This is a genomic window from Actinokineospora globicatena, from assembly GCF_024171945.1.
Classification (GTDB): domain Bacteria; phylum Actinomycetota; class Actinomycetes; order Mycobacteriales; family Pseudonocardiaceae; genus Actinokineospora; species Actinokineospora globicatena.
Genome location: NZ_JAMTCR010000008.1, coordinates 32,248 through 46,868, shown reverse-complemented (window position 1 = coordinate 46,868; position 14,621 = coordinate 32,248). Strand labels below are relative to the sequence as shown.

16 protein-coding genes are annotated in these 14,621 nt (G+C 72.1%); 3 read left to right on the top strand and 13 right to left on the bottom strand.

The annotated features are described in order from the left end of the window. Positions 1-19: 19 nt before the first annotated feature. Both LV79_RS32425 and LV79_RS32420 read left to right on the top strand, forming a co-directional pair. Entirely contained in the window at positions 20-1,072 is a 1,053-nt protein-coding gene (locus tag LV79_RS32425) for a GDSL-type esterase/lipase family protein (RefSeq protein WP_372495523.1), read from the top strand. Between the two features lie 31 nt (positions 1,073-1,103). Continuing rightward, entirely contained in the window at positions 1,104-1,403 is a 300-nt protein-coding gene (locus tag LV79_RS32420) for a YkvA family protein (protein WP_253842137.1), read from the top strand. Positions 1,404-1,409: 6 nt separating this feature from the next. Here the strand turns inward: LV79_RS32420 and LV79_RS32415 are convergent, their stop codons facing one another. The 6 genes from LV79_RS32415 to LV79_RS32390 all read right to left on the bottom strand — a co-directional run bounded on the left by LV79_RS32415 (position 1,410) and on the right by LV79_RS32390 (position 6,040). Beyond that, complete coding sequence (locus LV79_RS32415; protein WP_253842136.1) at positions 1,410-1,859, bottom strand: Lrp/AsnC family transcriptional regulator; 450 nt, start codon at positions 1,857-1,859, stop codon at positions 1,410-1,412. Beyond that, entirely contained in the window at positions 1,856-2,992 is a 1,137-nt protein-coding gene (locus LV79_RS32410; RefSeq protein WP_253842135.1) for a M24 family metallopeptidase, read from the bottom strand. Before LV79_RS32410 ends, LV79_RS32415 begins: the two co-directional genes overlap by 4 nt. A gap of 60 nt (positions 2,993-3,052) precedes the next feature. Further along, positions 3,053-3,799, bottom strand: coding sequence for an AraC family transcriptional regulator (locus tag LV79_RS32405; RefSeq protein ID WP_253842134.1), 747 nt, complete (start codon positions 3,797-3,799; stop codon positions 3,053-3,055). Between the two features lie 46 nt (positions 3,800-3,845). Next, positions 3,846-4,142, bottom strand: coding sequence for a putative quinol monooxygenase (locus tag LV79_RS32400; RefSeq protein WP_253842133.1), 297 nt, complete (start codon positions 4,140-4,142; stop codon positions 3,846-3,848). A 114-nt stretch (positions 4,143-4,256) separates the two neighbouring features. Beyond that, positions 4,257-5,477 (bottom strand): MFS transporter, encoded by a 1,221-nt coding sequence (locus tag LV79_RS32395; RefSeq protein ID WP_253842132.1) that lies wholly within the window; start codon positions 5,475-5,477, stop codon positions 4,257-4,259. Next, positions 5,474-6,040, bottom strand: coding sequence for an ArsR/SmtB family transcription factor (locus LV79_RS32390; RefSeq protein ID WP_253842131.1), 567 nt, complete (start codon positions 6,038-6,040; stop codon positions 5,474-5,476). The genes LV79_RS32395 and LV79_RS32390 overlap by 4 nt, the downstream gene beginning before the upstream one ends. 74 nt (positions 6,041-6,114) lie before the next feature. Between LV79_RS32390 and LV79_RS32385 the strand changes: the two genes are divergently transcribed. After that, positions 6,115-7,038, top strand: coding sequence for a 5'-3' exonuclease (locus tag LV79_RS32385; RefSeq protein WP_253842130.1), 924 nt, complete (start codon positions 6,115-6,117; stop codon positions 7,036-7,038). A gap of 73 nt (positions 7,039-7,111) precedes the next feature. Here the strand turns inward: LV79_RS32385 and LV79_RS32380 are convergent, their stop codons facing one another. The 7 genes from LV79_RS32380 to LV79_RS32350 form a co-directional block, all read right to left on the bottom strand. Further along, positions 7,112-8,317 carry a GNAT family N-acetyltransferase gene (locus LV79_RS32380; RefSeq protein WP_253842129.1) on the bottom strand — a complete coding sequence of 402 codons (1,206 nt, stop codon included), beginning with the start codon at positions 8,315-8,317 and terminating at the stop codon, positions 7,112-7,114. 41 nt (positions 8,318-8,358) lie between these two features. Beyond that, positions 8,359-9,027, bottom strand: a complete 669-nt coding sequence (locus LV79_RS32375; RefSeq protein ID WP_253842128.1) for a DUF4333 domain-containing protein — start codon at positions 9,025-9,027, stop codon at positions 8,359-8,361. Positions 9,028-9,180: 153 nt separating this feature from the next. Continuing rightward, positions 9,181-11,943 carry a DEAD/DEAH box helicase gene (locus LV79_RS32370; protein ID WP_253842127.1) on the bottom strand — a complete coding sequence of 921 codons (2,763 nt, stop codon included), beginning with the start codon at positions 11,941-11,943 and terminating at the stop codon, positions 9,181-9,183. Between the two features lie 94 nt (positions 11,944-12,037). Next, on the bottom strand, positions 12,038-12,925 hold the full coding sequence (locus LV79_RS32365; protein WP_253842126.1) for a diacylglycerol kinase family protein: 888 nt from the start codon (positions 12,923-12,925) through the stop codon (positions 12,038-12,040). A gap of 98 nt (positions 12,926-13,023) precedes the next feature. Next, positions 13,024-13,938 carry a twin-arginine translocase subunit TatC gene (gene tatC, locus LV79_RS32360; protein WP_253842125.1) on the bottom strand — a complete coding sequence of 305 codons (915 nt, stop codon included), beginning with the start codon at positions 13,936-13,938 and terminating at the stop codon, positions 13,024-13,026. Positions 13,939-14,042: 104 nt separating this feature from the next. Further along, a complete protein-coding gene (tatA, locus tag LV79_RS32355; protein WP_285470703.1) occupies positions 14,043-14,348 on the bottom strand; it encodes a Sec-independent protein translocase subunit TatA in 306 nt (101 codons plus the stop codon). Further along, positions 14,345-14,590, bottom strand: coding sequence for a bacteriophage holin (locus tag LV79_RS32350; protein WP_285470704.1), 246 nt, complete (start codon positions 14,588-14,590; stop codon positions 14,345-14,347). Before LV79_RS32350 ends, tatA begins: the two co-directional genes overlap by 4 nt. Between the last annotated feature and the right edge of the window lie 31 nt (positions 14,591-14,621).

Below are 14,621 nucleotides of genomic sequence, written 5' to 3'. Positions count from 1 at the left end.
CCTAGACTGGGCCGAGATGATGCGACGGTACCGATGGCATGCCACTGTCCTGCTGCTGGTGCTCGTGCTGGCGAGCGCCGTGGTGATCGTCCTGCCCGGACCCGCGCCCGCGCCGTCCCCGCCGACCGGGGTGCCCCGGGTGCTGGTGGCGATGGGCGACTCCACCATCTCGGGTGAGGCGGCGGGCGACTACGAACCGGGCACCGACGGCACCAAGGGCGACTGGTGCCACCGCTCCCGCGCCGCGTCGATCCACCACACCGGACTGCGCGGCGTCGACGAGACGATCAACCTCGCCTGCTCCGGCGCACCGTCGGCGCAGGTCGGCCTCGGTGACGCGGTCCAGTACACCGAGGGGTCGCAGGCGGCCAGGCTCGGCTCGCTCGCCAGGCAGAAGCGCGTGGTGGCGATCCTGGTCGCGGTGGGCGCCAACGACGATCCGGCGTTCTCGCACGTGCTCGACAGCTGCGTGCAGGCGTGGTTGGACCAGTCGAAGCAGTCCTGCGCGGACGCGGTCGGCGGCCAGTGGCAGGAGCGGGTGGACAAGATGGTGCCCAAGGCGGTGCGCGCGCTGGCCGACATCCGCTCGGTGATGGCCGACGCCGGGTACCAGAACTCCGACTACCACCTGGTGCTGCAGTCCTACGCCGCGCCGATCGGCCCGGACGTGCGCGCGGGCCTGCGCAACCTCAACGGCTGCCCGTTCCGCGAGGCCGACCTGCGCTGGGTGCGCGCCGAGGCGGTCCCCGCGATCACCGAGGGCGTCCGCCGGGTGGCCCGCGAGTCCGGTGCCCGCCTGCTCGACGTCTCCCGCGCCGGGGTCGGCCGCGAGGCGTGCTCCCACGACGACCCGGCCCAGGAGTGGTTCAGCAGGCTCGCGGTCCGCTGGGACGACCTGGGCGACGACGACCGCGCCTCGCACGCGCTGCAGGAGTCCTTCCACCCCAACGCCGCGGGCCACGCCGAGCTCGGGCGCTGCTTCGGTGAGTTCCTCGGCACCGACTCCCGCGCCGCCGCGTGCCTGCCCGGCGCCGACGGCACGCTGCACCCGGCCACCACGATCGGCCCGTGATCCCGGGTCGGGTCGGGGGTACCTCCCGGGCGTGGACTCACTGCTGAACAACCTGGGCACCGTCGCGATCGTGCTGATCGTCGTCCTGATCGTGATCGCCGTGGTCCTGGTGGTCGCCCTGGTCCGCAAGCACCGCAGGGTCCACCGACCCGACACCCCGGTCCCCACGAAGGTCGCCTACTGGCTCTCCCTCGCCTACACCGCCCTGCCGGTGGACGTCTTACCCGACCCCATCTACTTCGATGACATCGTCGTGCTCACCAGCGGCCTGCTGTTCGTCAGCACTTCTTTGCGCCGCAAGGGGAACCGCCAGGTCGAAGGCGAGAGCTGACTCTCGCTAGAGCGCCGGGGAACGGCCCTCGTACGGGGTGGACAGGACGACGGTGGTGCGGGTGGAGACCTTGGCGGACTCGCGGATCTTGCGCAGGAGGTCTTCCAGGTCCGTCGGCGTGGCCACCCGGACCAGCAGGACGTACGACTCGTCGCCCGCGACCGAGTAGCACGACTCGATCTCGCTGATGTGCTGCAGGCGCTGCGGGTAGTCGTCGGGGGCGGCCGGGTCGATCGGGGTCAGCGAGATCAACGCGGTCAGCGGCAGGCCGATGGCCTGGGCGTCGAGCCGGGCCGAGTAGCCGCGGATGACCTCGCGCTGCTCCAACCGGCGCACCCGCTGGTGCACGGCGGACACGCTGAGGCCGACGCGCTCGGCGAGGTCGGTGAAGCTGCGCCTGCCGTCGGCGGCGAGTTCGCGGACTATCGCCTTGTCGATGGGTTCGAGTTCGCTCATCCGGGCAGCACCACGAGCTCGTGCGGCTGGTTGTTGACCGACTCCACGCCGTCCGCGGTGACCACGACGATGTCCTCGATGCGCGCGCCCCAGCGGTCAGGCAGGTAGATGCCCGGCTCGACGCTGAAGGCCATGCCCGGCTCGAGGACCAGGTCGTTGCCCGCGACGATGTAGGGGTGCTCGTGCACGTCGAGCCCGATGCCGTGACCGGTGCGGTGGATGAAGTACTCGCCGAACCCGGCGTCGGCGATCACCTGGCGGCCGACGGCGTCGACGGACTCGGCGGTGACACCGGGGCGCACCGACTCGACCGACGCGCGCTGGGCGGCCAGCAGGACGGCGTAGGTCTCGGCCACGTCAGCGTCGCGCGGCTCGCCCACGGCGTACACGCGGGTGCTGTCGGAGTTGTAGCCCTCGTCGGTGGAGCCGCCGATGTCGATGACCACGACGTCACCGGACTCGATCACCCGGTCGGACAGGCTGTGGTGCGGGCTGGCGCCGTTGGGGCCGGACCCGACGATGACGAACTCGACCCTGGCGTGCCCCTCGGCCACGATCGCGGCGGCGATGTCGGCGCCGACCTCGGCCTCGGTGCGGCCCGCGCGCAGCCACTCGGCCATCCTGGCGTGCACCCGGTCGATCGCCGCGCCCGCCACGCGCAGCGCCTCGACCTCGGCGGCGTCCTTGCGCATCCGCAGCTCGCGCAGCACCGGCCCGGCCAGCACCTGCTCGGCGTCGGGCAGCGCCGTGCGCAGCGGCAAGGCGTGCAGCGCGGGCAGCATGTCGCCGACCGCGACCACCGACGGCGAACCCAACGCCCCGGCGACCAGCGCGTACGGGTCCTCGCCGTCGACCCAGGTGGCGAGCCGGACCCCGAGGTCGGCCAGCGGGATGCCGGAGTAGCCCGGCGCCTCGAGCTTCGGCACGACCAGCACCGCGTCCGCGGACCCGGCGGGCACGACCAGCGCGGTCAGCCGCTCGAAGGAGGACCCGGAGCCGCCGATCAGGTACCGCAGGTCCGAGCCGGGGGCGATCACCAGGGCATCGGCGCCCTGCGCCGCGGCGGCGTGCCTGGCGCGCTGGAGGCGGGCGCGCAGCAGATCGGGCTCGACGGAGGCGGTGGTGGTCGACATACCCCGCACCCTATCCCGGGTCCCCGACCGATTCAGGAGGCCTCCGGCCCCACCCGCCGGTCAGGGGTGGAAGCTGGCCCGGTACGCCGTCGGGGTGCGACCGGTCAGCTCCTTGAACGCGGCGTTGAAGGCCGACAACGAGGTGTACCCGACGGTGAAGGCGATCTCGGTGACCGGGGTGTCCGCCGCGGCGAGTTCCTCGATCGCGGCCACCACCCGCATCCGGCGCAGAACCGCCCGCCAGGTCATGCCGGTCTCCTCCTCGAAGCGGCGGGCCAGCGACCGCGGCGCCAGACCGACCTCGTCGGCCACGTCCTCGAACCGGACCTCGCCGCCAAGCCGCTGCTCGGTCAGGTCCAGGGCCCGGCGCAGCTCCGGTGATCGCCCCGCGGGCACGACGACCGGGCTCGGCTGCTCGGCCAACCGCCAGGTCACCGCGGCGAGGGCGGCGAACAGCTTCTCCGCGTACACCGAGAGGGGTTCCTCGGTGTAGGCCCGGCACTCGGTCAGCAACGCGCGGGCCAGGGGGTTGAGGTCGAACACGGTCAAGGGCGCTGGTGGGGCCGGCGCGAACCGGGTGTCGAACAGGACCGACGCGGTAGTGACCGGTCGCGGAATGCTCACCCGGATCGGGCTACCCGCCTCGATGAGGGCCGCCCGCGCGGGCGGCAGCAGCCACGACTGACCCCGCGCCTCCAACCGGAGGGTCCCGGCGGAGGCGCAGAGCAGGTAGTGGCGGTCCACGCACAGGTCACGAGCGGACTCCGGCGCGAACGTGCGGACGAAGCTGTACGCCACGCAGGTCATCACCGGCCGATCCTAGGAGTATCGCGGTCAGGGCACTGTCTCCAGTTCAGGCCACGGTCTCCAGCAGGTCAGCGTTGAAGCGCCTGCTCACCGGCGCGCCGACCATCATCGGCCTCAGCACCTCACCCAGGCGCGCGAAGGAGCCCGACCTCAGGTAACCGGCGAACGAGGCCTCGTCGTCCCACTCGTGGATCACCGCTACCGCAGCGTCATCGGCACGACTGGCATAGACGCGGAAGGCAACGTTGCCCGGCATCGCGCGCACCCGATCGCCTTCCCCGTCGAGCTGAGCGAGGGCGGCGGCCCGGTCGGTGGCCTTGAAGTCGAGGATGGCGATGAACACGAGGATCTCCGTTGTGATGCCGCGAAAGTGGACGCCTGGAATCCTCTGGCACCACGCGCCGCCTCGCCTCCGCCGGTCGGACACCTTCACGCTCCCAACGGACACCCTGCGAGATCAGGCGTGCACAAGGGTCTTGCGGTTGTCCATCTCGCGCCAGGTGGGGGCTAGGAGGGGGGCGAGGGTGATGGCCAGGTAGAGGGTGGCGGCGGTCCAGAGGGTTGGGGTGAGGCCGAGGGCCTCGACGGACAGGCCTGCCAGGGCCGCGCCCAGGGGCATGCCGCAGTAGGCGCCCGCGTACATGACGCCGACGACCATGGGGAGGACGGACTCGGGGACTCGTTCGTACTGGGTCACGCCCAGGAGGGGGTTGATGGCGCCGACGCCGAGGCCCAGGACGGCGAAGAGGGCCAGGACCACGGGTAAGGGGGCGCCGAGGGCGAGGACGACGAAGCGGGGGGCGCCGCTGAGGAGGAAGGCGAGGGCGAAGGTCAGGCGGCGCGGGAGGCGGGGGCCGACGACGGCGAAGGTGAGGGAGCCCGCGAGGGCGGCGGAGCTGAAGACGCCGGACATGACGCCGAGGGCGATGCTGCTGTGCAGGACGTCCTGGGCGAAGACCGGCATCAGCACGGAGTAGAACGCGGCGTCGAGCAGGTTGGTGACCGAGACCATCACGACGATCCACAGCATCAGCCGGTCCCCGCGGACGTAGGCCATGCCGCGCCGCAGCCGGGTCAGGTACCCGCCGGACTCGGGTTCCGCGTCGCCGCCGACCAGCGGGACGAACAGGCGGACGAGTGCCGCCGAGGCCAGGAAGGTGGCCGCGTCCACCAGCAGCACCGACTGCGGCCCGAGCACCGCGATGAGCACACCCGCCAGCGGCGACCCCAGCATCCACGCGCCCCGGGCGACCCCGTCGTAGCCGCTCGCCGCGCGTTCACCGCCGACGCCGGTCAGCGCGATCAGCCCGGGCATCATCGACTTCCGCGCGGTGGTCCCCGGCGCGGACGCCATCCCCAGCGCCACGGCGAGGGCGATCAGCGCCCCGAACGGCAGGCCGACCGTGGCGTGCAGCAACGGGATCGTCGCGACAACCGCCGCCGCCACCAGGTCGGAGGCCACGCTGACGGCGCGCCGCCCGAAGCGGTCGACCATCGGGCCCGCCAACAGGGCCGCGACCACCGTGCCGACGACCTCCGCGCCCGCCGTCAGCCCTGTCTTGGCGGCGCTGCCGGTGGTGGCGAGCACGAACCACGGCACCGCCAGCATCGTCATGACCGAGCCGCACGCCGAGAGGCCGACGGCGGCCAGCAGCGCGACCAGCGGCAGCCGTCTCACGTGTCCTCCCGAGAGGGGAACAGCTGCACCTGCACGGTGACGATCTCGTCGCCGTCGGCCGGGTCGCGCCGGTACCGGTTGACCACCTCGTTGACCTCCACGGCGAGCTCGCGCAGCTCGTCGGGGGTCAGCGACATCCGCCAGTCCGAGAGTTCCGAGACGTGCCGCCACGGCTCGGGCAGCTCGTGCCTGGTCCGCACGTACCGGGTGGCGCGCTCGTGGCCCAGGTCGATCAGCGCGGTCAGGAACGTGCCGTACGCGTCCTGGGTCTCCGGGTCGTCGGGCATCGTGTCCGACACGACCTGGGTGACGTCCTGGGCCGCCCGCCACCAGCGCTCCCGGCGGTTGCCGCGCTCGGTGTCCTGCTCGATGAACCCGGCATCGGCCAGTTGGCGCAGGTGCCAGCTGGTCGTGCCCGAGCTCTCCCCCAGCCGGGCCGCCAGCCCGGTCGCCGTGTTCGGGCCGTGCGCGCGCAGCACGCCCAGCATCCGCATCCGCAGCGGGTGCGCGATGACCTTGAGCGTCTCCGCGCCGACCCGGTTGTACCTCGGTCGCTGCACCATGGTCCGGGACGGTACAACCGCAGAGGAAAATTTGCAAAGAACTCTCTGCGGTCCGATGTGGCAGGCTGGCCCCCGTGAGCGGACCCCTCGTGCTGCTGGACTCGGCGAGCCTGTACTTCCGGTCGTTCTTCGCGCTGCCGGAGTCGATGACCTCGCCGGACGGCGTCCCGGTCAACGCGGTGCGCGGGTTCGCCGGGATGATCGCCCAGATCCTCACCGACCGGCGCCCGGCCAGGCTGGTGGCCTGCCTGGACGCCGACTGGCGGCCCGCGTTCCGGGTCGAGGCGATCCCCAGCTACAAGGCGCAGCGGGTGGCCGACCCGGCGGTCAACGCCGAGGAGGTGCCCGACACGCTCACCCCGCAGGTGCCGATCATCATCGACCTGCTCGACGCGCTGGGCATCGCCACCGCCGAAGCCGCCGGGTACGAGGCCGACGACGTCATCGGCACCCTGGCGCACCGCGAGGCGGCCGGTCCGGTGGAGATCATCACCGGCGACCGGGACCTGTTCCAGTGCGTGCGCGACGAGCCGACCCCGGTGCGGGTCGTCTACGTTGGCCGCGGCTGGTCCAAGGCCGAGGTGATCGGCCCGCAGGAACTGGCGACCCGCTACGGCCTGCCCGCCGAGGGCCTCGCCTACGCCGACATGGCCGTCCTGCGCGGCGACCCGTCCGACGGTCTGCCCGGCATCACCGGCATCGGCGAGAAGACCGCTGCCAAGCTGATCACCAAGTTCGGCTCACTCGCCGCCCTGGTCGAGGCCGCCGCCGCGGGCTCCAAGGACGTCCCCCTCAAGGTCCGCGACGCCTTCACCCACGACGCGGACTACCTCGCCAAGGCCCCCCTGGTGGTCCGCGTCGCCACCGACGCCACCCTCGAGACCACCGGCACCCCCGAGGTCCCCCACCCGGTCGACGTCGACCGGGTGCGAGAACTCCAGGAACGCTGGGCCCTGGGTTCCGCGGTCGACAGACTCCTCAAGGCCCTCGGCGCCTAAGTCCCCTGTGGACAACTCACCTCTGCCACAAGATCACGTCCACTATGGACAGCCCAGTCAAAGCCGTAGCAGCCTAAAAGAACGTTCCGCACCACGACGGCTCGGTCACCGCGAACAGCACGTCCGCCCTGGCCGCCGCGCCCGGGACCAGTTCGCGCAGCCTGCCGACACCCGCCAGAGCCACGGCTCGCCAGGTGCCCAGGTAGAGCATTGCCAGAACGTCGACGTCCACGGCGAGTTCTGGTGCGTCGGTCGTGCGGGTGACGCCATCGGCGCTGATGCGGTAGCGGCCGGAGTTGTTGGGGAGCAACGGGTCGTCGACTTCCACGACCACCGAACCCGGGCCGTAGGTGCGGCCAGCCAGTGCCGTGGGGACGTCGACGAGGCGGAGCCACAGGTCTGAGCGGGATTCCCGGCGGGTGATGGCCCTGGGGTCGACCAGCATCTCCGACACCGGTTCGTCGGTGGGGCGGGTCCAGACGGTGACCTCGTCGACCAGGTCGACGCCGAGCAGGAAGCGCCAGAGGCCGTACACCGCGTCGGGGGCGGCCGCGACGAAGTCGTCCACCGCGAGGGTCGCGTTCGTGCCGGGCAGCACGCCGGGGGTCGGGCGGTACATCAGGTAGCCGTCGTCACCGTCGGGTCCACTGTGGACGGCCAGGATGATGTGCTCCCCCACCGCGAACGCGCGTTCGTAGAACACCGTCCACCAGTACGGCGGCCGCGCGATCGTGCCCGGCCTGCACCGCCCCACGCGCTCGTAGATCCCCGGGAACACGGCGAGTGCCTCGTCTGGTTCGACCAATCGGACGCGGCCGCCGGAAGGCACCCCGGCGCGCGCGACGGCGTCCTTGGGGGCCACGACAGTCTTGGCGCCGTGCGTGGCGAGGCCATAGCCGAACCGGCCGTAGATCACCGGTTCCGTCGGGCGCAGCGCCGCCAGCGGCTCACCGCGCTCGGCGATGTCGGTCAACTGCCTGCGCATCAGCTCGCGCAGCACGCCGCGGCGGCGGAAGTCGGAGCGCACCGCGACCCGGGTCACCGCCGCCATCGGCAGCACCCCGCCGCCGGGGACCAGCAGGTCGGACGACCAGGCGAACGCGGTGCCCGCCAGGGTGCCGCCGTGGAAGGCGCCCAGCGTGCGGCCGGGCTCGTAGGACCGCTGCGCCACCGCCCACTGCTCGTCGGTCACCGGCAGGGTGTGCAACGCGGCCCGGAACAGGCCGAGCGACGCGCGCCACTCGGACTCGGCCAGGGTGCGGATCTCGATGTCGGACACCCGCTGATCCTGCCCGGCGACCCCGGTGGCGCGCGACCCCGTTACTTGTCGTTGGGCGGGGCGACCTCGTACTCGCCGTTGGTGGCGTTGCGAACGGTGACCCGCACCGTCTTCTTCTCGCCGCCGATGGTGACCTCGCAGCTGAACTGGTTGTCCTTCTTGACTTCCTGCTGGCCCGGGCAGGACACCGACTCGACGCCGTCGATGCTGTACTTGTCGGTGAGGATCATCTTGACGCCGTCCTGGACGGCGTTGACGTCGAACACCTTCTTGTTGAACCAGCCCGGCGTGATGAACCCGAGCACCGCGACCGCGCCCGCGATGACCACCACGGTGGTCACCAGCACCCAGATCCAGACGCCGCCCTTCTTCTGCGGCGGCGGGGAACCCGGGTACTGCTGGTACTGGCCGTACTGCTGCTGGGGCTGCTGCCCGTAGCCGCCGGGGTAGCCCGGCTGCTGCTGGCCGTACCCGTACTGCTGGTTCGGGTCGCCGTACTGCGGCTGCTGCTGGGTGGGGTCGTACTGCGGCTGCTGCGGTTGACCCGCCTGCCCCGGCTGGCCGTACCCGGGGTAGCCCGGTTGCTGCTGCTGCGGGTACCCCTGCGCGGGGAACCCGCCGGACGGGGTACCGGAGGGCTGTCCGTAGGGCTGCTGACCCCACTGCTGTTGCGGGTCCTGCCCACCGGACGGCCCGTAGGGGCTGCTCATCACTCGCCTCCGCCAGATCATGTTGGCCGTCGACGCCGCACGCGCCGCTACAGGAGTTGCCGCTCTACACCACTTGCGCGCGATCAAACCACAGTGACCCGGCACCGCCACACCCAGCCCGGGTGGTGAACCGGTCACCACCACACCCCGACCTCACGCCGTGGCCAGGGCGATGACACCGCGCCGGATCCCCTTCACCGCCTCCGCCGCCGACCGGCCGACCGGGTCCTCGGCGCCGACGACGTCCCTGATCTGGTCGAGCAGGTCGATCACCTGCCTGCACCAGCGCACGAAGTCACCGGCGGAGAGCTCCTGCCCGGCCGAGTCGGCCGCCGTGATCACCTTCTCCAGCGACTCGCCGCGCACCCACCGGTAGACCGTCCAGGCGAACCCGGCATCGGGCTGCCTGGTGCGGTCGAGCCGGTGGTGGCGCTCGTCGGCCTCCAGCTCCACCCACAGCCGCGCGGTCGCCGCCATCGCGTCGGCCACCGCCCCGCCGGGGGTCCGCGCCTCGACCTGCCCGTCCCGGCGCGCCTCGTAGACCAGCGACGACACCACGGCGGCCAACTCGGCGGCACCCAGGCCGCGCCACACGCCGTGGCGCAGGCACTCCGCGGCCAGCAGGTCCGACTCGCTGTAGAGCCGGGCCAGCCGCCGCCCGTGCTCGGTCACCACCTGCTCACCGTCCTCACCCGGGGCCAGGTAGCCCCGGTCGGCCAGCAGGCCGCGGATGCGGTCGAAGGCCCGCGCCAGCGAGTGCGTCGTCGCGGCGACCTTGCGCTGCAGTTGCTCGGTCTCCGAGAGGAGTCGGTGGTACCGCTCGGCCCACCGCGCGTGCGCCTCCCGGTCCTGGCAGCCGTGGCACGGGTGCGCGCGCAGCGCCCTGCGCAACGCCGCCAGGTCCGCGTCGTCGTCCACCCCGGACCGCTTGCGCGCGCGGTCCGGCGCCTCGATGCCGGTCGCGCGCACCGACGTGGCCAGGTCCCGGCGCGACTTCGGCGACCGGATGTCGACCTGCTTGGGCAGCCGCACCCGACCCAGCGCCGCCACCGGCGCCGGGAAGTCCGACACCGAGAGCCGACCGGCCCAGCGGTCCTCGGTGACCACCAGCGGCCTCGGCTCGCCCATCGAGTCCAGGCCGGGGTCGATCACCACGGCCAGCCCGGAGCGCCTGCCCGCGGGGACGGCGATCACGTCGCCGCGGTGCAGCTGCTCGAGCGAGTGCGCCACCTCGGCCCGGCGCGCCGCGGAGTTCTGCCGCGCCAACGCCTTCTCCCGGTCGGAGATCGCGCGCCGCAGCCCGGCGTACTCGGTGAAGTCACCGAGGTGGCAGGTCATCGAGTCGGCGTACCCGGCGAGCGCCTCGGTGTTGCGGTCGAGCTTGCGGGAGAGCCCGACCACCGAGCGGTCGGCCTGGAACTGCGCGAACGACTGCTCCAGGATCTCCCGCGCCTGCCGCGCCCCCAGCCGCTCGACCAGGTTCACCGCCATGTTGTAGCCGGGGCGGAACGACGAGCGCAGCGGGTAGGTGCGGGTGGAGGCCAGCCCGGCGACCGCCTTCGGGTCCACCCCCGGCTGCCACAGCACCACCGCGTGGCCCTCGACGTCGATACCGCGCCGCCCGGCCCGGCCGGTCAGCTGCGTGTACTCCCCCGGCGTCAGGTCGACGTGCGCCTCGCCGTTGTACTTGACCAGCCGCTCGAGCACGACGGTGCGGGCGGGCATGTTGATGCCCAGCGCCAGCGTCTCGGTCGCGAACACCGCCTTGACCAGGCCGCGGACGAACAGCTCCTCCACGGTCTCCTTGAACGCGGGCAGCAGACCGGCGTGGTGCCCGGCGAACCCGCGCTCCAACGCCTCCTTCCACTCCCAGAAGCCGAGCACCGCGAGGTCGGCGTCGGGCAGCTCGCGGGTCTTGGAGTCCACGATCCGCCGCACCTCGGCGACCTCGTCCTCGGAGTTGAGCCGCAGCCCGGAGCGCACGCACTGGGTCACCGCGGCCTCGCAGCCCGCGCGGCTGAACACGAACACGATCGCGGGCAGCAGGCTCGCCGAGGCCAGCCGCTCGACGACCTCCACCCGGCTCGGCGGCTTGAACCGCGGCCCCCGCGCGCCCGCGGCCCGACCGCCCTTGGCCCGCGGGTTGTGCCACGGCGCGTGCACCCGCCCGACCTCCTCGGTGCGGCGCACCAGGTGCGGGTTGATCCGCGCCTCGCCGTCGGGGCCCTCCCCGACGAACAGGTCCATCAGCCTGCCGCCGACGAGCATGTGCTGCCACAGCGGCACCGGCCGGTGCTCGTCGACCACCACGGAGGTGTCGCCGCGCACCGCGACCAGCCACTCGCCGAACTCCTCGGCGTTGCTCACGGTGGCCGACAGGCTCACCAGGTTCACCCACTCCGGCAGGTGCAGGATCACCTCCTCCCACACCGCGCCGCGGAAGCGGTCGGCGAGGTAGTGCACCTCGTCCATCACCACGTACCCGAGGCCCTCCAACGCGGGCGACCGGGCGTAGAGCATGTTGCGCAGCACCTCGGTCGTCATCACGACGACCGGCGCGGAGCCGTTGATGGCGGTGTCACCGGTCAGCAGGCCGACCGACTTCGCCCCGTACCTGGCGGTCAGGTCGGCGAACTTCTGGTTCGACAGCGCCTTGATCGGGGTGGTGTAGAAGCACTTGCGGCCCTCGCCGAGGGCGAGGTGGACGGCGAACTCCCCGACCACCGTCTTGCCCGCGCCGGTCGGCGCGCACACCAGCACGCCGTGGCCCTCCTCCAAGGCCGCGCACGCCCGCTGCTGGAACGGGTCGAGGTCGAACGACAGCTCGGCGGCGAAGCCCGCCAGCTTGGGACTGCTCGAACGCTTCCGGGAAGCGGCGTAGGCCTCGGCCGGACTGCGTGATGAACTGGCGGACACACCACCAAGACTTCCACACCGGACCGACACTCGTCGCGCGAACTTCCCGGCCGCCCACACGGTCGCCGAGCGGCGGTGGTCCCGCCGGCGGTGGTCATCCCACGACGGTGAGCGCGCCCGGCACGCAGTCCACCGCCACCGGCAGCGGCCCCAGGCGCTCGCCGTCCGCGTAGGACACCCAGCCGTTGTCCGGGCCCAGCTCCGCCCGCCGCGCGCGCAGGGTCCGCACGAACGGGTGCCGCACGTGGTCGCCGGTGCGCAGGGTCGGCAGGATCCGCAGCAGGTCCACCCGGCTGGCCGCGCCCACCACGGTCACCTCGAGCAGGCCGTCGGCGGGATCGGCGCCCGGGCAGACCGGGATGCCGCCGCCGTAGAACGCGGTGTTGCCGATGGCGACCATGGTGGCGTCGAGCTCCAGCCGCTCGTCGCCGGTGTCGACCACCAGCGGCCGGTGCCGCAGCGCCGCCAGTTCCGCGACGATCGCCAGGTCGTACCGGCGGCGCCCGTGCGGCCAGCGCATCCGGTTGACCCGCTCGTTGACCGCGGAGTCGAACCCGGCGCACAGCACGCTCGCGAACCACGGCCCGCCGTCGAGCCTGCCGAGGTCGATGCGCCGCCGCGTGCCGTCGGTGAGCGCCTTCGCGACCACTTCCGCAGCAGGGACCGGTTCGCCCGGTAGACCCAACGCGCGCGCCAAGTCGTTGCCCGTACCGGCTGGGATGACCGCAAGAGCCACATCGTTCTCGGCGCAGAACTGGACACCTTGGTGCGCCGAGCCATCGCCGCCGAGGACGATCACCACGTCCAGACCGGCGTCCCTGGCCCGCTCCATCAACGCCCGCGACTCCGCGACGGTGTCCGCCGAGACCACGGTCAGGTCGTCGACGGCGGGCCGGATCCGCGCGACGACCGCGTCCACCGCCCGAGCCGCCGCGCCGTGCCCCGAGCCGGGGTGCACCGCCAACGCCGCCCTGATCGCCACGCGACACCCCTCCTGAACAGCGCATGCCCGGCACTCCACCGGAGTGCCGGGCATGCTACCGACCGAGTGGCCGGGTCGGATCAGGTCAGACGGTCAGCTCAGGTCACGTCGTCGAACCCGCTGGACTTGCGCGGTTCCCCGGACTGCGCCGGGGCGACCGGCTCGACCGGGGGTGGCGCGGGGGCCACCGGCGCGGTGTCGAACGACAGCGGCGTCGCCTCGTCGTCGGACAGGCCCGCGTTCGGGTCCTCCAGCGCCTCGCGGCGGTCCTTGCGGCGGTCGTGGATCCGGGAGACCTGGATCGCCAACTCCACCAGGACCGCCATCGCCACCGCGAGCACCACCATGGAGATGGGGTCGGTGCCCGGCGTCGCGAACGCGGCGAAGACGAAGACCCCGAAGATGATGCCGCGCCGCCACTTGCTCAGGTTCTCGTAGCGCAGCACGCCGACCCGGTTGAGCATGATGATCAGCAGCGGGACCTCGAAGCTCACCCCGAAGATCAGCAGCATCACCAGCACGAACGAGACGTAGGCCGAGCCGTTGAGCGCGGTGATGAACGCGTCGCCACCGAAGGACACCAGCACGCTGAGGCCCTGCGGGATGACGAAGAACGCCAGCACGCCACCCGCGGCGAACAGGATCGACGCGAGGAACACGAACACCGTGGCGAACCGGCGTTCCTTCGCGTAGAGCCCCGGGGTGATGAAGGCCCACAACTGGTAGAGCCAGAGCGGGGCGGTCAGCACCATCCCCGCGGCGATGCCGACCTTGAACTGGATCATGAAAGCTTCGAACGGCTGGGTCTGCAGCAGTTGGCAGGTGCCGTTCGGGGACAGGCGCACCGAGGGGGGCAGCGCGCAGTACGGGTCGATCAGGACCTGGCTCAACGACGGAACCGGGCCCAGTCGGACCTCGAACCAGATGAAGCCGAAGACTCCACCGAGCAGGATGAACAGGACAGCCCAGCCGAGTCTGGTGCGCAGCTCGTACAGGTGATCCTTCAGGGACATCGTTCCGTCGGGATTGTGCCTGCGACTGCGCAACTTCCGCTTCTCGCGACGGCGTGGTTCCCGGCGGAGCGACTCGTCGCTCACCACCGTGGGGACCGGTTCTCTCAGCCCGCGTTCTTCTGCGCTTGCTGCTGGTTCAGCTTGCGCTGCAGCTCGTCGAGCTCCGCGCGCAGCTGCTCCGGCGTCTGCTCCGCCTTGGCCGCGGGCAGCGCCGCGGCGGGCTGCGCGGTGGTGGCGGCGGGCTTGTCCGCCTTGTCGTCCTCGTCGTCGGCCCGCATGCCCTTGGTCTCAGCCTTCAGGATGCGCATCGACTGCCCGAGGGAGCGCGCCATCGCGGGCATCTTGCGCGCCCCGAACAGCAGCACGATCACCACCGCGATGATCAGGATTTCCCAGGGTCCCAGGTTCACGACCGTCCTCCAGTCTCGCCTCGCCCCGCCCATGCTACGCGAGTCGAGGACCTCCGTTGAGCCACCGCGACCCGCAGGCCTGCGGCCCGCGCGCGCAACAGTCCGGTTTCGTCACCGAATGTCGCCTTCGCTGCCGCGAGGACGGCCCGGGTCCTGCCGACCCCGCGCAGGACACGCGCGATCGACACACCCAGCAGCGCGAACCCGATGAGGAGCAGCGCCGCACTCGGCAGATAAGGCACGGAGCGCACTCTACCGCGCGCCTGGTTACCG

Coding starts and splice junctions, on each gene's coding strand:
- LV79_RS32425 (WP_372495523.1), top strand. CDS start 20: ATGCGACGGTACCGATGGCATGCCACTGTCCTGCTGCTGGTGCTCGTG.
- LV79_RS32415 (WP_253842136.1), bottom strand. CDS start 1,859: ATGAGCGAACTCGAACCCATCGACAAGGCGATAGTCCGCGAACTCGCC.
- LV79_RS32410 (WP_253842135.1), bottom strand. CDS start 2,992: ATGTCGACCACCACCGCCTCCGTCGAGCCCGATCTGCTGCGCGCCCGC.
- LV79_RS32405 (WP_253842134.1), bottom strand. CDS start 3,799: ATGACCTGCGTGGCGTACAGCTTCGTCCGCACGTTCGCGCCGGAGTCC.
- LV79_RS32390 (WP_253842131.1), bottom strand. CDS start 6,040: ATGGTGCAGCGACCGAGGTACAACCGGGTCGGCGCGGAGACGCTCAAG.
- LV79_RS32375 (WP_253842128.1), bottom strand. CDS start 9,027: ATGAGCAGCCCCTACGGGCCGTCCGGTGGGCAGGACCCGCAACAGCAG.
- tatC (WP_253842125.1), bottom strand. CDS start 13,938: ATGTCCCTGAAGGATCACCTGTACGAGCTGCGCACCAGACTCGGCTGG.